The organism is Pseudoflavonifractor capillosus, assembly GCF_016899775.1.
In the GTDB taxonomy this organism is placed as follows: Bacteria; Bacillota; Clostridia; order Oscillospirales; family Oscillospiraceae; genus Lawsonibacter.
This window is the reverse complement of the sequence record NZ_JACJJE010000030.1, coordinates 1-15,010: the sequence shown is the minus strand read 5'-3', so window position 1 is coordinate 15,010 and position 15,010 is coordinate 1. Positions and strand designations below refer to the sequence as shown.

The 15,010-nt window shown below is 62.9% G+C and carries 15 protein-coding genes; 3 read left to right on the top strand and 12 right to left on the bottom strand.

The features are described 5' to 3' along the window. Window positions 1-97 precede the first annotated feature (97 nt). Genes H6B31_RS10260 through H6B31_RS10240 form a run of 5 tightly spaced genes read right to left on the bottom strand, consistent with a single transcriptional unit; the run spans window position 98 to window position 2,234 of the window. Entirely contained in the window at window positions 98-793 is a 696-nt protein-coding gene (locus tag H6B31_RS10260; RefSeq protein WP_204898430.1) for a peptidoglycan recognition protein family protein, read from the bottom strand. Window positions 794-808: 15 nt separating this feature from the next. Beyond that, on the bottom strand, window positions 809-1,012 hold the full coding sequence (locus tag H6B31_RS10255; RefSeq protein WP_191342495.1) for a hypothetical protein: 204 nt from the start codon (window positions 1,010-1,012) through the stop codon (window positions 809-811). A 4-nt stretch (window positions 1,013-1,016) separates the two neighbouring features. Further along, window positions 1,017-1,241, bottom strand: coding sequence for a hypothetical protein (locus H6B31_RS10250; RefSeq protein WP_087292735.1), 225 nt, complete (start codon window positions 1,239-1,241; stop codon window positions 1,017-1,019). Next, window positions 1,241-1,714 carry a hypothetical protein gene (locus tag H6B31_RS10245; protein ID WP_204898429.1) on the bottom strand — a complete coding sequence of 158 codons (474 nt, stop codon included), beginning with the start codon at window positions 1,712-1,714 and terminating at the stop codon, window positions 1,241-1,243. Before H6B31_RS10245 ends, H6B31_RS10250 begins: the two co-directional genes overlap by 1 nt. Continuing rightward, window positions 1,707-2,234, bottom strand: a complete 528-nt coding sequence (locus tag H6B31_RS10240; RefSeq protein WP_204898428.1) for a hypothetical protein — start codon at window positions 2,232-2,234, stop codon at window positions 1,707-1,709. Before H6B31_RS10240 ends, H6B31_RS10245 begins: the two co-directional genes overlap by 8 nt. Window positions 2,235-2,854: 620 nt before the next feature. Between H6B31_RS10240 and H6B31_RS10235 the strand changes: the two genes are divergently transcribed. Both H6B31_RS10235 and H6B31_RS10230 read left to right on the top strand, forming a co-directional pair. Next, window positions 2,855-3,841, top strand: a complete 987-nt coding sequence (locus H6B31_RS10235) for a D-isomer specific 2-hydroxyacid dehydrogenase family protein (protein ID WP_204898427.1) — start codon at window positions 2,855-2,857, stop codon at window positions 3,839-3,841. A gap of 277 nt (window positions 3,842-4,118) precedes the next feature. Then, window positions 4,119-4,682 carry a manganese efflux pump MntP gene (locus H6B31_RS10230; RefSeq protein WP_204898426.1) on the top strand — a complete coding sequence of 188 codons (564 nt, stop codon included), beginning with the start codon at window positions 4,119-4,121 and terminating at the stop codon, window positions 4,680-4,682. A gap of 77 nt (window positions 4,683-4,759) precedes the next feature. Here the strand turns inward: H6B31_RS10230 and H6B31_RS10225 are convergent, their stop codons facing one another. From H6B31_RS10225 to H6B31_RS10195, 7 genes are all read right to left on the bottom strand, one after another. Continuing rightward, window positions 4,760-6,910: a polyribonucleotide nucleotidyltransferase gene (locus H6B31_RS10225; protein WP_204898425.1), complete on the bottom strand. Its 2,151-nt coding sequence runs from the start codon at window positions 6,908-6,910 to the stop codon at window positions 4,760-4,762. 349 nt (window positions 6,911-7,259) lie between these two features. Then, window positions 7,260-7,526, bottom strand: a complete 267-nt coding sequence (gene rpsO, locus H6B31_RS10220) for a 30S ribosomal protein S15 (RefSeq protein ID WP_087291681.1) — start codon at window positions 7,524-7,526, stop codon at window positions 7,260-7,262. Window positions 7,527-7,732: 206 nt separating this feature from the next. Next, window positions 7,733-8,935, bottom strand: coding sequence for a vWA domain-containing protein (locus H6B31_RS10215; protein WP_204898424.1), 1,203 nt, complete (start codon window positions 8,933-8,935; stop codon window positions 7,733-7,735). Window positions 8,936-9,564: 629 nt separating this feature from the next. Next, a complete protein-coding gene (locus H6B31_RS10210) occupies window positions 9,565-10,374 on the bottom strand; it encodes an AAA family ATPase (RefSeq protein ID WP_204898423.1) in 810 nt (269 codons plus the stop codon). A gap of 191 nt (window positions 10,375-10,565) precedes the next feature. Then, window positions 10,566-11,483: a DUF975 family protein gene (locus tag H6B31_RS10205; protein WP_204898422.1), complete on the bottom strand. Its 918-nt coding sequence runs from the start codon at window positions 11,481-11,483 to the stop codon at window positions 10,566-10,568. 38 nt (window positions 11,484-11,521) lie between these two features. Then, window positions 11,522-13,120, bottom strand: coding sequence for an MBL fold metallo-hydrolase RNA specificity domain-containing protein (locus H6B31_RS10200; RefSeq protein ID WP_204898421.1), 1,599 nt, complete (start codon window positions 13,118-13,120; stop codon window positions 11,522-11,524). A gap of 101 nt (window positions 13,121-13,221) precedes the next feature. Then, the gene (locus H6B31_RS10195) at window positions 13,222-13,995 is read right to left on the bottom strand and encodes a Cof-type HAD-IIB family hydrolase (protein WP_204898420.1); all 774 of its coding nucleotides are present in this window, start codon (window positions 13,993-13,995) and stop codon (window positions 13,222-13,224) included. A 654-nt stretch (window positions 13,996-14,649) separates the two neighbouring features. Here H6B31_RS10195 and H6B31_RS10190 point away from each other — a divergent pair. Continuing rightward, a partial coding sequence (locus H6B31_RS10190; protein ID WP_204898419.1) for a chloride channel protein occupies window positions 14,650-15,010 on the top strand: 361 nt, incomplete at its 3' end.

Sequence of the window (15,010 nt, the reverse complement as noted above, 5' to 3'; positions counted from 1 at the left end):
GTTTCATACATATTCCGTCTCTCCACCGAGACTCCGATTCAATCGCCCCGTCCAACCCTTACAGAGGCGAAACGAAGTTTCGCAGAAAGTTCTTTTGCTACTTTTCTTTCAAGAAAAGTAGGGAGGAAGCCACGGCGGCCAGCTCCTCCCGGGTGGCGAATGCCTGAGGGCGGCCGATGCCGCCCGCCTCCTCCGCCATCACGCCGGCGTCCACAGCCCGCTGAATATAGGGGGCCGCCCAGCCGCTGGCCTCCCGCTCCCCCCGGCGGACCAGATAGTCCTCCAGCATGGCGTCAAACTGCTCCTGGGTCACCGCTTTCGCCTCCAATCTCCTTTTGAAATCCTCCCACTCTCCGGGCCTGTCCACCCAGGGGGCGGGACATTTTTTCCCGGTCACGTCGTAGTGCCGCAGGACGCGTTCCGCGGGCACCCCGTACTTGTCCATCAGCTCCCGCACCAGGGCCGCCGTCCGGTCCCGGACGGCCGGAGGCACCCCTCCCGCGCTGTTGCACATCTCCACCCCGATGGAATTGGCATTGCGGCAGGCGGGGTGGACCGGCTGGCTGCTGCCGCAGTGCCAGGCGGTGTCCTCCTCCCGCACCGACTGCCACACCGCCTCCTCGTCCACAAAGTAGTGGGCGCTGGTCCCGCTGACCGTCCGTGCAAAGTAGTCGGCGTTGTTTTTCGCCGTGTCGCTCCAGTTGCCGGTGTAGTGGACCACGATGTACTCCACGGGCTGGGTCCGGCCGGGCCGGTAATTGCCCCGGGCCGCCTGTTCGAATAAAAACTCCATCATCTTCTCCTCGTCTCAGGTCCCGTCGCCGGATTTCCGGCTGCTACGTTCTGCCTGGGTGCCGAAGTAGAAGGCGATGACCACAGTGAACACAGTCAAAAATTCCTCGGCGCTCACTCTGCCTCCGCAGGTCAAACAGGCAAATACTACCGTCAGAATCAGAGTAACCATGCTCTTGATGGTCAGCAAATTGCTCAGGCGCTTTTGAAGCTCTTCCATCCCTCTACCCCCTCTCGCTTTTCAGGTCCCGGATGTCGTGCTGAACCTCGGTCATCTGCCCCTCCAGCTTGTAGGTCCGCTCCACCAGGCTGTTGTGGGCGGCCACCTTCCGCTCCAGCTGCTCGATCCGGTAGGTGGTCAGTTTGTTGGACACCAGGATACCCCCAAAGGTTCCCGCCAGGGTGCCGATGAGGGACATCCCGGCCACCGCCAGGGTGGTCCACTCCATCAGCCCTGTCCCTCCTCAACAGCCCCCAGGTCCGTCCAGGCACCGGGCAGCTGGGAGGGGGGATAGGAGGTGTCCGCCTGGATGCACTTCCACACGTGTCCGTCCTCGGTGCAGCACTCACCCACCTGGTACATCCCCCGGGCGCCCTGGGGCTGCACATAGGGAGCGGCCATGGACGGGTCGGTGGTGTGGCACACATCCCACAGACTCACTGCCTGGTCGGGAGTCCAGTCCGGCTGCTGGGTGGCGTCGTGCTGCTGCCACAGCTTGTACACGATCCCATTCCACTTGTAGGGGCTCCCAACGGGAATGGCGGAAAAATCCCGCTGCCGCCAGGTGGGAATCTGATCCTGGCTGGCCGTCAGCTCGGTGCCGTCCGCCTCGCCGGACACCGCCCGGGCGGCCAGGGCCGCCGCGTCCGCCTTGCCCCGGACTTTCAGCTCGTCCTTGGCCATGGTCACAATATCAGCCATTGCTCTCCACTCCTTCCTCATAGGCCGCGCTCAGCTCAGCCTTGACCGTCTCGGCGGTGCCCGCCGCCTCCATCTCCTCAATGGTCTCCGCCTGAGACACAATCGTGGCCGTCTGAGTCTCAATGGTGGCCGCCTGCTGGGCGATGGTGCTCTCCTTCTCCGCAATGGTGTCCCGCTGGGTCTGGATGGTCCCCGCCTGCTCCTGGATGGTCCCCTGAAGCTGGGTCACCTGGGCCTGATAGCCGGTCACATCCCCCAGGTACTGCTTCCCCACCTGGAGCACCACATGGTAGCTGCGGGTGGCGGCGCTGTACTGGATATCCTTGACCGTGAAGCCGTAGCCCACGGGCAGGATGCACGCCCCCTCAAGGACGGGCGGGTCCCACTCCAGGGCCTCGATCTGCTCCAGGGATGCGTACTCCCGCTCGAACACCACCCGGTACTCCCCATTGGCTGAGCCCCGCAGCACCAGGCCGCAGGGCAGGCCGCCGATCTTGAACTTTTCGCCGTATAGACTCATACGCTCGCTCCTCTCCGATTCAGATGGAAGAACAAAATCCCCGCCCTGTCTTGCTTGACAAAGCGGGGGAGAGTCCCTATAATGATATTAGAAAAGGGCGCTGTTACTGCGGCCAGCCCTTTCTTTCAGTCAGATAGTATCAACTATGCTGACCGTTTGGGGACCAGCCAAGCGGTCAGCACGCTTTTATGGTCATGATGTATGCCAAGATGGCAAAACACATCAAAAGCCTCAGAAATTGCTCTCCTCGGTGCCCCATATCCGCATCACCTCCCCTCACAGGGAAGTGGCTGGCCGCCTTATGTAACAGCGCCTATCCCATTATAGAGAACCGCGCCGCTTTTTGTCAATCCCGCCGCTCCTTTCAAGCAAAGGACCGGCGGGCATTTTTGTGCGTTCCTTGCATTCCGGGCGGAAGAATCTCCCGTTCACCCTATCCAAGAAACTGCCCCGCAGTTGTCCACCCCCGTACACCCAAGGACAAAAAATTTCCGTCTCCGCCCGCCCCGCCGGAGGGCTTGCGGCCCGGCGGAGAAAGGACTATAATGGAGCGGAACAACGTCCCGGTTGGAACGAAAGAGAGGAGAGAGGGGCGCGGAACCGTTCCGCGCCCGGGAGAGATGAAGCTGTTTGCCTACGCCGTCCGTGAGTTTGACGAGAAGCCCCTGTTTGACAAGTGGTGCGCAAAGCTGGGGGTGGAATTTGCTTACAGCACCGAATATCCCACCCCGGAGAACATTGAGCTGGCCCGGGGCTATGACGCCATCAGCACCACCCCCTACGCCCTGGGGCCGGAGGCTATCCGCCGCTTCCACGAGCTGGGGGTGAAGTACCTGGGGGCCCGGGCCATTGGGTTCGACCACTTCGACCTGCCCACTGCCAAGGAGCTGGGCATGCCGGTGACCCACGTGTTCTATCCCCCCAGCGGGGTGGCCAACTACGCCATCATGCTCATGCTCATGTGCTGCCGGAAAATGCGGCAGATCCTGGACCGGAACGTGGTCCAGGACTACACCCTGGAGGGGAAGATGGGCAGGGAACTGTCCAACTCCACCGTGGCGGTGCTGGGCACCGGCAAGATCGGCAGCACGGTGATTCGCCACCTGTCCGGCTTCGGCTGCCGGATGCTGGCCTACGACCTGTATCAAAACCCCGAGGTGGCCCAGCTGGCGGAGTACGCCGACCTGGAGACCATCTGGCGGGAGGCGGACATCATCACCCTCCACATGCCCGCCAACCCGGAGGACCACCACATCATCAACCGGGAGAGCCTCTCCAAGATGAAGGACGGAGTCATCCTCATCAACACCGCCCGGGGGGACCTGATCGACACCGCCGCCCTCATCGAGGCCATCGAGAGCCGGAAGGTGGGGGCCGCCGCCCTGGACGTGCTGGAGCAGGAGAGCGGCCTGTACTACGCCGACCTGAAAACCGTCCCCATCCCCAACCACGACCTGGCCCTGCTGAAGGCCTTCCCCAACGTGATCGTCACCCCCCACACCGCCTTCTACACTGAGGAGGCCGTGGAGCACATGGTGGCCGGCACGGTCAAGGGCCTGCTGGCCTGTGAGCAGGGGGGCGAGAACCCCTATCTGGTGCAGGGATAGGCCGTTTTGGGAGAAATTCCCCCAAATTTTCTTGACAGGCCCGCTCCCCTGTGGTATCATACTGCCTAAACATAAGGGAGTAGTCGGCGCGAAGGCGTAACAAGGTCAACAGACTGAGCTCCGGTTCCGGGGTTCTGGCTTTGTTTTTTATGACGAGACTTATCTGTTCCAAGGGGACAGATGGGTCTCGTTTTTTTGCGCCGGCACAGGCCTGCCCACGGGAGAGATGCCAAACTCCCGGGCGCAGGCCGGAAGCAGTTTGAGGAGGAATTTTACCATGGGAATGATAGAATTGGTGGTGCTGGCCGTGGGGCTGGCCATGGACGCCTTCGCGGTGTCCGTGTGCAAGGGGCTGTCCGCCGGCCGGGTGACGCTGGGACACGCCCTGACGGCGGGGCTCTGGTTCGGAGGCTTTCAGGCGCTGATGCCCTTCCTGGGCTGGCTGCTGGGGGTGCAGTTTCAGTCCTTCATCACCAGCATCGACCACTGGATCGCCTTTGTGCTCCTGGGGCTCATTGGCGTGAACATGATCCGGGAGTCCCGCAGCACCGAGGAGGAGGAGATGGAGGCCTCCTTCGGGGCTAAGGCCATGTTTCCCCTGGCGGTGGCCACCAGCATTGACGCCCTCACCGTGGGCATCACCTTCGCGTTTCTCAGCGTCCCCATCGGCCCCGCCGTCGCCCTCATCGGGGTCATCACCTGTGTGCTGTCCGCCATCGGCGTCAAGGCGGGGGGCGTCGTGGGAGAGAAGGGCAAGTCCTGGGCCGAGCTGGCCGGAGGCGTCGTGCTGATCCTCATGGGGTCCAAGATCCTGCTGGAGCATCTGGGCGTCCTGGGCTGAGCCCCGTACATAAATACAAAAAATGCCTCGGGCTCACGCCCGAGGCATTTTGTCTGTCATTTGATGGAAGGGAACGCTTACTTCACGCTCTCGCCGGCGGCCTTCTTGGCCTTGATCTCCTTGATGGCGTCCCGGTAGGACAGGTTGACCCGGCCCTTGTCGTCGATGTCGGTGACCTTGACCCAGATCATGTCGCCCACATTGACCACGTCCTCCACCTTCTCCACCCGGTGATCGGCCAGCTTGGAGATGTGGACCATGCCGTCCTTGCCGGGGGCCAGCTCCACGAAGGCGCCGAACTGGAGGATGCGCACCACCTTGCCGTAGTACAGCTCGCCCACCTGGGGGACGAACACGATGGTGTCGATCATCTTCTTGGCTGCGTCGCAGGCCTCGGCGTTGGGGGAGGCGATGTGGATGGTGCCGTCGTCCTCAATGTCCACAGTGGCGCCGGACTCGGCGGTGATCTTCTGGATGACGGAGCCGCCCTTGCCGATGACCTCCCGGATCTTGTCGGGGTCGATCTTCATGGTGATCATCTTGGGGGCGTACTTGCTCACCTCAGGCCGGGGAGCGGCGATGCAGGGCAGCATGACCTCGTCCAGGATGGCATACCGGGCGTCCCGGGTGATGTCCAGGGCCTCCTTGATGATCTCGTGGGTGAGGCCGTCGTTCTTCAGGTCCATCTGGATGGCGGTGATACCCGCCTTGGTGCCGGCTACTTTGAAGTCCATCTCGCCGTGGAAGTCCTCCACACCCTGGATGTCGATGAAGGTGGTGAAGCTTCCGTCGTCGTCCTGGATCAGGCCGCAGGAGATACCGGCCACAGGGGCCTTGATGGGCACGCCCGCGTCCATGAGGGCCAGGGTGGAGCCGCAGATGGAGCCCTGAGAGGTGGAGCCGTTGGAGGACAGCACCTCAGAGACCACCCGGATGGCGTAGGGGAACTCGTCCACAGAGGGGAGCACCGGCACCAGGGCCCGCTCGGCCAGGGCGCCGTGGCCGTACTCCCGGCGGTTGGTGGACCGGGGAGCCTTGGCCTCGCCCACGGAGTAGGGCGGGAAGTTGTAGTGGTGCATATAGCGCTTCTCGGTCTCCTCCCAGATGGTGTCCAGCTTCTGAGAGGCGGCCAGGGTGTTCAGGGTGCACACGGACAGGACCTGGGTCTGGCCGCGGGTGAAGAGGCCGGAGCCGTGGACCCGGGGCAGCACGCCCACTTCGGCGGCCAGGGGGCGGATCTCGTTCTTGGCGCGGCCGTCCACACGGTGGCCCTCCAGCAGCCAGGCCTTGACGATCTTCTTCTGGAACTTGTAGGTGAACTCCTCCAGGTACTGGTCCATATCCGGATACTCCTCCAGATACTTCTCGTGCCAGCGGTCGATCATGGCGTTCCAGCGCTCCTCGCGCACGTTCTTGTCGTCGGTGTCCATGGCGGCCTTGGCCTCGTCCATGAAGTCAGCCACGATCTTGTCGAAGAGCTCCTGGTTGAACTGGGCGTGCTCGTACTCCATCTTGGGCTTGCCGATCTCGGAGACGATCTGGTCGATGAAGTCGATCTGCTTGCGGATCTCCTCGTGGGCCTTCACGATGCCGGCGTACATAATCTCGTCGGGGATCTCGTCGGCCCCGGCCTCGATCATGACCACCTTCTCCCGGGTGGCGGCCACGGTCACGTCCATGCGGCTGGTCTTGCGCTGCTCCTGGTTGGGGTTGAGGACGATCTGACCGTCGCAGTAGCCCACCTCCAGGCAGCCGATGGGGCCGGCGAAGGGGATCTCAGAGTAGCTCACGCAGGCGGAGGCGCCGATCATGGCGGCCACCTCGGGGGAGCAGTCGTAGTCCACGCTCATGACGGTGCAGGTGATGCACACGTCGTTGCGGAAATCGCTGGGGAACAGGGGGCGCATGGGCCGGTCGATCAGGCGGCTGGCCAGCACGGCGGGCAGAGAGGGGCGGCCCTCCCGGCGCATGAAGGAGCCGGGGATGCGGCCCACCGCGTACAGCTTCTCCTCAAAGTCCACGGACAGGGGGAAGAAGTCCACCCCGTCCCGGGGGCGGGGGGCCACGGTGACGGCCACCAGGACGGTGGTGTCGCCGTACTTGACCATGGCGCTGGCGTTGGCCAGCTCGGCCACCTTGCCCACCTCGATGGTCAGGGGACGGCCGCACAGGTCCATGGTCCAGCTCTTGAACTTGGGGAATTCCTTGTGCTTGATGATGGTTGACATGGGTTGTCCTCCTTTTTGAGAAATTTTTCGTCTCCTGGAACATAACAACCCTTTTTAGCACTTGAATATAGGTCCGGGTGTATGCCTTCCCCCTACCAGGGGAAGGTGGCACGGCCAACGGCCGTGACGGATGAGGGTGAGTCCGTATTATGCACCTACGCCCCCTCATCCGCCCCAGTGTGCGCACTGGGGCACCTTCCCCCCTGAGGGGGAGGCTTGGGGACGGCGGTCACCCTTATCAGGCCCATATTCAACTGCTAAAAAAGCGCTGCTGCTCCAGGTTTTTTGTTGGTTTTAGATGCGAACATAGGGCAGCACGATATGCGCGCTGCCCTATGAAGGCAAACAATTACTTACGGATGCCCAGCTTGGCGATGATGGCGCGGTAACGCTCGATGTCCTTGGCCATCAGATAGTCCAGCATCTTGCGGCGCTTACCGACCATCTTCAGCAGGCCGCGGCGGGAGTGGTTGTCCTGCTTGTGGACCTTCAGGTGCTCGGTGAGCTCGTTGATGCGGGCGGTGAGAATGGCGATCTGCACCTCGGGAGAACCGGTGTCGGTCTCGTGGATGCGGTTGGCCTCGATAACGGCCGTCTTTTCGTCCTTGCGGATCATGGAAAATTCCACCTTTCTGAAATTCGATGCCCACGAGGCTGCGTAACAGGCGGGTGAAGCCCCGAACTCTTGCCGGGCGTTCTCCTGAAACGAAGCCAGAGGGGTGCGTTTGACGCTGGGATACTATATCACAATTTCCCCCGATTGTAAAGAAAAAACTCCTATTTTTTCTGAATCTTTCGGGATAGTTCCGGTGCCAGGACAGCTCACCGGGCCAGCAGCTTTTTCATGCCGTCCTCCAGCCCCTGCACCGTCAGGGGAAACATGGGGAAGACAGCGGCGATCTGGTCATAGGTCTCGCACCAGTACTGGCCCCAGCTGGGCCGGTCGCTGGGATTGAGCCAGATGGCGTTCTGGTATTTGTCCCGGAAGCGCAGCAGCCAGTCCATGCCGCACTTGGGGGCGCTGGGGTCCCGGTCCCGGTTGTAGTACCAGCCGCCGGTGAGTTCATAGGGGGCCATCTGGGCGTCCCCCACAAAGATCACCTTGTACTCCGAGGACAGGTTGGACAGCAGCCAGTCGGTCTGGAGCGCTCCGCTGGGGAGCAGGCTGGGGTTGTCGTACACCCGGCCGTAGACGCAGTTGTGGAAGTAGTAGACCTTCAAATCCTTGAAGTGGCCCACCTTGCTCACCGCCTGGAACAGAGCGGAGCACAGCTGGGCGTAGTAGTCCATGGACCCGCCCGAGTCCATGAGCAGCAGCACTTTCACCGTGTTCTGCCTGGGGCGCTTATAGCGCACCGTAAGCATGCCGCCCTTCTCCGCCGTGTCCTGGATGGTGTTGTCCACATCGAACTCGGTGGGGGGCAGGTCCACCAGGCCGGAGTACTGGCGCAGCCGCTTCAGGGCCACCTGGAACTGGCGGGTGTCCAGGGTGTTGTCCTTCCGGAAGTCCCGGAACTTCCGCTCACCCGCCACCCGGAAGGCCCGGCGGTGCATCCCCTGGCCCCCCACCCGGATGCCCTTGGGGGACAATCCGGAGTTTCCGAAGGTGGACATACCGTGGGTGCCCACCCAGTAGTTGCCGCCGTTGTGCTCCTCGTTCTGCTCCTGCATCCGCTCCTGGAGCATCTGCTCGATGTCCTCCTCGGAGAGCAGCTCGTTGAGCCGTGCCTGCTCCTCGTCCCAGTTGGCATAGTCGCTCAGGACGTCAGGCCGGTCCAGCCAGTCCAGCAGCTCCTGGGACACCTCCCCCTCGAAGGGAACGTCCCGGAAGTACTGGAGAAAGCACCGGTCGAAGCGGTCAAAGTCCGCCTCGCTCTTCACCAGCAGGCACCGGCACAGGTGGTAAAAGCCGGTGAAGCTGGACCGGTGCAGCCCCTTGTCCAGGGCCTCCATCAGGCTCATCCACTCGGTAAGCGAGACCTTCAGGCCGCCCCGGCGCAGGGTGTAGAGAAATTCCTCAAACATTGGATCACTCCTTTGTTGACGCGGGATCATTGGGAAACGGGGCGTTTGCAGGGCCGCGATACATCGCGGCCGCGGGCGCACAATGTGCGCCCCTACGAAACGTATAACCCCCCGGTTACGCCGTAGGGGCGGCACACCTGGGCCGCCCTTAAGCCTTCCCCCTTACAGGGGGAAGGTGCCTCAGTGCGCACACTGGGGCGGATGAGGGTGACTTTCGGGGGGCGCGGGACCCAGGATTGACGGCCCGCCGAGTCGTCGGGCCCTACGAGGATGTTGGGCCCGAAAGCATGGTGCGTAGGGGCGGATGTCCTCATCCGCCCGCCGATCACGGGGAATGTTCCCTAAACGTGCGGGCCGGTGAGGACACCGGCCCCTACGGGATATGCAGGAGCCTCTTCAAACGCCGTAGGGGCGACCCTTGCGGTCGCCCGCGGGCGCACAATGTGCGCCCCTACGAAGAATACGGGGGTTTTCCGGTATACCGGTAGGGGAGGGGCTTGCCCCTCCCGCCGATGGCGGGAAATCTTCCGTAAATGGGCGGGCCGGCCAGTGTCCGGCCCCTACGGCATATGCGGGAGCCTCTTCAAGCGCCGTAGGGGCGGCCCCATATGGCCGCCCGCGGGATACGTTTATCTCCAGGCCCGGCGCAGGGCGTCCATATCCTCGTTCTTCTTCAGCAGGACCCCCAGGTAGGGCACCTCCTTCACCACCCGCTTGGGGTCCACCCCCTCGTGGACCAGGGCCCGCAGCCAGTCGATGATCTCGCTGGTGGAGGGCTTCTTTTTGATCTGGGACATCTGCCGGATGCGGTAGAAGGCCTCCAGGGCCTGGGTGAGCAGCTTGTCGTCCAGGTCGGGGAAGTGCACCCGGACGATCTCCGCCATCAGCTCCTTGTCCGGGAACTCAATGTAGTGGAACACGCACCGGCGCAGGAAGGCGTCGGGCAGCTCCTTCTCCGCGTTGGAGGTGATGATGACCACCGGCCGGTGCTTGGCAGTGACCGTCTCTCCCGTCTCCGGGATGTGGAACTCCATCCGGTCCAGCTCCCACAGCAGGTCGTTGGGGAACTCCAGGTCCGCCTTGTCGATCTCGTCGATGAGGAGGATCACCTGCTCCTCCGAGGTGAACGCCTCCCCCAGCTTGCCCAGCCGGACGTACTTGGCGATGTCGTCCACCCCCTCGCCCCCGAACTGGCTGTCGTAGAGGCGCTGAACCACGTCGTACACATACAGGCCGTCCTGGGCCTTGGTGGTGGACTTGATGTTCCAGATAATCAATTTCTTGCCCAGGGCCTGGGAGATGGCCTCGGCCAGCATGGTCTTGCCGGTGCCCGGCTCCCCCTTGATGAGCAGGGGCTTCTGGAGCACCATGGCGATGTTCACCGCCCGCATCAGCTCCTCCGAGGCCACATAGTTCTGACTTCCGCGAAACTCGCTCATATTCCATTCCTTTCCGGGGCGTCGCGCCCACATCCATACCAGAATAACCGTTGCCATTTTACCCAGTTCCCACACAAAATGCAAGGGTTTCGCGCAAAATACGGCCTCTTTGGCCATTGTGAAAAAAACAGCAGGAGCGCGCGGGTATGTGCACTCCTGCCGTTTTTCAGTTCAGTTTTCAAGTCTGCCGCTTATAGGTCCGGCCCATTATACGGCCCGTCATAGGGGGCGTCCCACACGGGGGGAGGGGCGGCGGCCTGCTGGACCCGGACCTGATAGAATCCGGCGTGGGCGATGGCCACATAGGGGTTCAGCCACAGGGAGAGGGGCACCTGGATCAGGGTGGACAGCAGCGCGGCGATCCAGGGCAGCTCCAGCCCGTTGATCAGAAGGGCGGGGTCCACCTCCGTGGCCTGGAGCAGCTCCAGCACGGCGGGGAGGATAAACGCCAGCTCCACCCCCAGGGACAGGAGGAAATTCAGCAGGTACCAGCCGAAGAAGGAGAAGTCCAGCTTGAAATATTCCCACTTCCACCCCTTCATCATGGCCACGCTCTCCCGCACCGGGGCGATGGCCCCCGCCTCCGGCCGGTCCATGAGCAGGAAGGGGGCCAGGGCATAGCGGTAGGAGATCCACAGAGTGATGCCGAACACCGCCCCATAGAACAGCAGCACCAGCAAAACCGGCGGGAGCCAATCCATCAGAAGCAGCGCCAGACCGCCCGCAGTCCCAAACGCCAGCGCCCAGCACAGCGTGCAGCCGAATATGTACAGTTCCATCAGCAGCACCTGTCCCGCCATGGAAAAGCCGTCGATGAGGGTGCCGTAACCCGCCTGCTGCCGGCGATAGACCCGCAGGGCCCAGATCTGATACCCGAAGTTCATCACCGTGGTGTACAGCAGAATCAGCAGATACAGAAACAGGGGCAGCGTATCCCCGCTCGACGGCGGGAAGGTAAGCTGGGCGGCCCCGGTCAGATCGGCCAGAGTGGACACCCCGGTGGTCAGCAGGAGGTAGACCAGTGTGACCAGCCAGAAGGGCGGGCGGGTCTCCCGCATCTGCTCCCGGGCCCGGGCCTTCAGCTCCCGGCGGTTGAGTTCCATAGGCATAGCAGTTTCTCCCTGTTGTTCTAAGTTTTAGGCAGCGGTCAGTTCTCCCAGTTCTCCATGACCTGTTTGATCTGGTCGGCCAGCCGGGCCAGGTCCTTGTTGGGGCGGCCCCGGCTGCGGCTGATGAGGGCCTCCAGCTGTTTGGACACGTCCTGGAGCCGGACAAAGGCGGGGGAGCCGGCTGCCGCGCCGCCGGTGGTCTTCTTGGGCTCCAGCACCACGCCCTTGGCCAGCATGGCGTTGGCGGACAGGTCGTAGACCTCCTCATAGAGAGGGGCGTGGGCGGGGATGCTCCGTTCGTTTAAATCCTTGGCAAAGAGGTCGGTCACCTCGCTGTCCCCGTGGACCACAAAGACCTGCTGGGGGGTAGGGGCAAAGTGCTCGATCCAGGCGAGCAGGTGGTCCCGGTCCGCGTGGGAGGAGAGTCCCTTGAAGTTGACGATGCGGGCGTTGACGGCGATCTCCTCGCCGAACAGCTTTACCGACTTGGCCCCCTCCAGCAGCCGCCGGCCCAGGGAGCCCTCCGCCTGATAGCCCACAAACACCACGGCGCACTCGGGGCGCCACAGGTTGTGCTTCAAATGGTGGCGGATGCGCCCGGCGTCGCACATGCCGGAGGCGGAGATGATGATCTTGGAGCTGCGGTCCATGTTCAAAGCCTTGGACTCCTCGGTGGACTGGACCAGGGTGAGGCCGGGGAAGGTGAACAGATTGTCTCCCCCCTGGAGGACCTCAATGGCCTCCTCGTCCAGATAGCCCCGCAAATCCCCGGAGTAGATACGGGTGGCCTCGGCGGCCAGGGGGCTGTCCACGCACACCTGGAAGTTGGGGGCGCTCTTCACCAGCCCCTCGTCCTTGATCTCCCGCAGGAAGTACAGCAGCTCCTGGGTGCGGCCCACGGCGAAGGAGGGAATGATCACGTTGCCCCCCTGGGCGAAGGTCTCGTCGATGAGCTGGGCCAGGGCCTCGGTGTAGCTCTCCGGCGGCTCGTGGTTCCGGTCGCCGTAGGTGGACTCCATCACCACATAGTCCGCCGTGTCCAGATACTCCGGGTCCCGGATGATGGGCTGGTCTATGTTGCCCAGGTCCCCGGAGAACACCAGCTTCTTGGTGACTCCGTTCTCGGTGGCCCAGATCTCCACCATGGAGGAGCCCAGCAGGTGCCCCGCGTCCCGGAACCGGATCTGCACCCCCTCGCACAGGTCCACCATCTGGCCGTACTCGGCGGTGACCACCTGCTGCATGGCGGCCTCCGCGTCGGCCACGGTGTACAGGGGCTCCACCTCGGGCCGGCCGGCACGCCTGCCCTTCTGGTTCTGCCACTGGGCGTCGCTCTCCTGGATGAAGGCGGAGTCCCGCAGCATAATGGACAGCAGCTGGGCCGTCAGGCGGGTGGCGTAAATCTCCCCCTGGAAGCCCTCCTTCACCAGCAGGGGGATGCGCCCCGAGTGGTCGATGTGGGCGTGGGTGACGATGACATAGTCAATGTAGCTGGGGGCGAAGTCCAGGGCGTTGTCGTCGTGCTCGTCCCGGCCCTGCTGCAGTCCGCAGTCGATGAGGATCTTTTTGCCGCCCACTTCCAGACAGTGACAGCTGCCGGTGACCGCGTGGGCCGCGCCGAAGAATGTCAGCTTCATATGGATGCCCTCCTAAATATAATGGGTGGGTTCTTATCCACATTGTACCTCATAGGTAGGGAAAATTCCAGAACTATTTGTGAATTTCGACGGCTTTCCTCTCACAGCAGGCCGAAATGCTCCAGGGCCCGTGCCACCCCGTCCTCGTCCACCGATGGGGCAGCGTAGTCCGCCCGGGCCTTCACCTCATCACTGGCGGTGCCCATGGCCACGCCGATGCCCGCATGGACCAGCATGGACAGGTCGTTCTCCCCGTCGCCGAAGGCCATGGACTCCTCCAGGGGGATGCCGAAGTGGTCCAGGATGGCGTCCAGTCCCCGGTCCTTGCCCCCGGTGGGGGGGATCACGTCCAGGAAATTGGGGTGCCACCGGGTGGTCTTCAGATGGGGGGCCCGGTCCAGAAGCAGGTGCTCGTGCTCCTTGTCCAGGAAGGTCACCGCCTGGTACACCGTCCGCCCCAGAGCGTACCGGGCCGGGCGGACAGGGGGCATGTCGATGGACAGGTCGGAGATGAACCGGCGGGTGTAGTCGTTGATGCAGTTCACATAGATGTCCTCCCCCTCCAGAAAAATGCAGGAGAAGGCGTTGTCCCCGGCGGCCGCCACCAGCTCCTCCACCGCCTCGGAGGGCATGGGGTTGCTGCGGAGCACCTGCCCTCCGGCCGTACAGTACTGGCCGCTGAGGGTGACCGCCCCGTCAAAGGAGAAACTCTTTTCCACGCTCCGGAGCATGACCGGGTGCCGCCCGGTGGACAGAAAGAGCTTGATCCCCCTGGCGCGCAGGGTGTGGAGGGCCTCCAGGGCGGAAGTGGGAATGGTGTGGGTGCGGAAGCTCACCAGAGTTCCGTCCACGTCGAAGAAAATGGCCTTGACCATAGCAGAAAACACTCCTTCTTTCCCGCCCTCTCTGTCTCTGAGCGGGAAATACTGTGCAAATCAGGATACCATAAATTATTTTTTGGGGCAAGTGCAGAAGGGATTTCGCCGCCTGCGGGCGGCGAGTGACTTTGCCCTCGGCGGCAAAGTCACCAAAACGCCGCCGGGGACAGCTCCGATGAGCACTAGCGTGCTCATAGTCGCCTTTCCCCGGACCCCATTTACGGGGGTTACCCCTTAGGGTTTGCAGAATCCTTCCGGCGCACAAAATCAGGAGTGATTGGGTGCAATTCCGTCCGGCCCCACTAGGGGCCTGGGTTTGCAAAATTTGCTTTTGGTGCGGTTCCGCTTCTGCGCCTCTGTCTATCGAACCAACGTTCCCAGTTCGTTTTCGCCGTAGGGGCGACCCTTGCGGTCGCCCAAGAGTCTTTCCCTTAGAAGGGGAAACGTGCCGAGCGGATGAGGGTGAGCCCTGGAACCGCAGAGTCCCCCCAACGGGCCATGAAAGTGTCCGCCCAGAAAGTCACTCGCCGTCCGCAGACGGCGAAATCCCCCTGCAAAAACTCCCACAAAAATCCCATCTCCCACAGACATTTCCCTTCGACTGTAGTATAATCAACCCAAACACGCCGGTGAGGCAAAGGAGAGAGGACCATGACGCTGGACCAAAACCAGGTCCGCAAGGTTTTCCTGGAGGGGCTGCGCTTCTGCAAGTGGCTGCTGTACTCCGGGGCCACGGGCCTGCTGGTGGGGGCGGTGGCGGCCGCCTTCCACCTGGGTATCGACTGGGGGGCGGAGCTGCGTGGGGAGCACCCCTGGATCTTGTATTTTCTCCCCCTGGGCGGCATCGCCATTGTGCTGCTGTACCGCCTGAGCGGGATGGAGAAGGACCAGGGCACCAACCTGGTGCTCACCGCAGTGCGGGAGGCCGAGCCCATGCGCCTGCGCACCGCCCCACTGATCTTTGTGGCCACCATCCTCACCCACCTGGTAGGGGGCTCCGCCGGGCGGGAGG

Excerpts from the sequence above, each read along its gene's own strand:
- H6B31_RS10195 (WP_204898420.1), bottom strand. The coding sequence starts at position 13,995 with ATGGTCAAGGCCATTTTCTTCGACGTGGACGGAACTCTGGTGAGCTTC.
- H6B31_RS10200 (WP_204898421.1), bottom strand. The coding sequence starts at position 13,120 with ATGAAGCTGACATTCTTCGGCGCGGCCCACGCGGTCACCGGCAGCTGT.
- rpsO (WP_087291681.1), bottom strand. The coding sequence starts at position 7,526 with ATGATCCGCAAGGACGAAAAGACGGCCGTTATCGAGGCCAACCGCATC.
- H6B31_RS10255 (WP_191342495.1), bottom strand. The coding sequence starts at position 1,012 with ATGGAAGAGCTTCAAAAGCGCCTGAGCAATTTGCTGACCATCAAGAGC.
- H6B31_RS10240 (WP_204898428.1), bottom strand. The coding sequence starts at position 2,234 with ATGAGTCTATACGGCGAAAAGTTCAAGATCGGCGGCCTGCCCTGCGGC.
- H6B31_RS10210 (WP_204898423.1), bottom strand. The coding sequence starts at position 10,374 with ATGAGCGAGTTTCGCGGAAGTCAGAACTATGTGGCCTCGGAGGAGCTG.
- H6B31_RS10235 (WP_204898427.1), top strand. The coding sequence starts at position 2,855 with ATGAAGCTGTTTGCCTACGCCGTCCGTGAGTTTGACGAGAAGCCCCTG.
- H6B31_RS10260 (WP_204898430.1), bottom strand. The coding sequence starts at position 793 with ATGGAGTTTTTATTCGAACAGGCGGCCCGGGGCAATTACCGGCCCGGC.
- H6B31_RS10225 (WP_204898425.1), bottom strand. The coding sequence starts at position 6,910 with ATGTCAACCATCATCAAGCACAAGGAATTCCCCAAGTTCAAGAGCTGG.
- H6B31_RS10250 (WP_087292735.1), bottom strand. The coding sequence starts at position 1,241 with ATGGAGTGGACCACCCTGGCGGTGGCCGGGATGTCCCTCATCGGCACC.
- H6B31_RS10205 (WP_204898422.1), bottom strand. The coding sequence starts at position 11,483 with ATGCCTATGGAACTCAACCGCCGGGAGCTGAAGGCCCGGGCCCGGGAG.
- H6B31_RS10230 (WP_204898426.1), top strand. The coding sequence starts at position 4,119 with ATGGGAATGATAGAATTGGTGGTGCTGGCCGTGGGGCTGGCCATGGAC.
- H6B31_RS10215 (WP_204898424.1), bottom strand. The coding sequence starts at position 8,935 with ATGTTTGAGGAATTTCTCTACACCCTGCGCCGGGGCGGCCTGAAGGTC.
- H6B31_RS10245 (WP_204898429.1), bottom strand. The coding sequence starts at position 1,714 with ATGGCTGATATTGTGACCATGGCCAAGGACGAGCTGAAAGTCCGGGGC.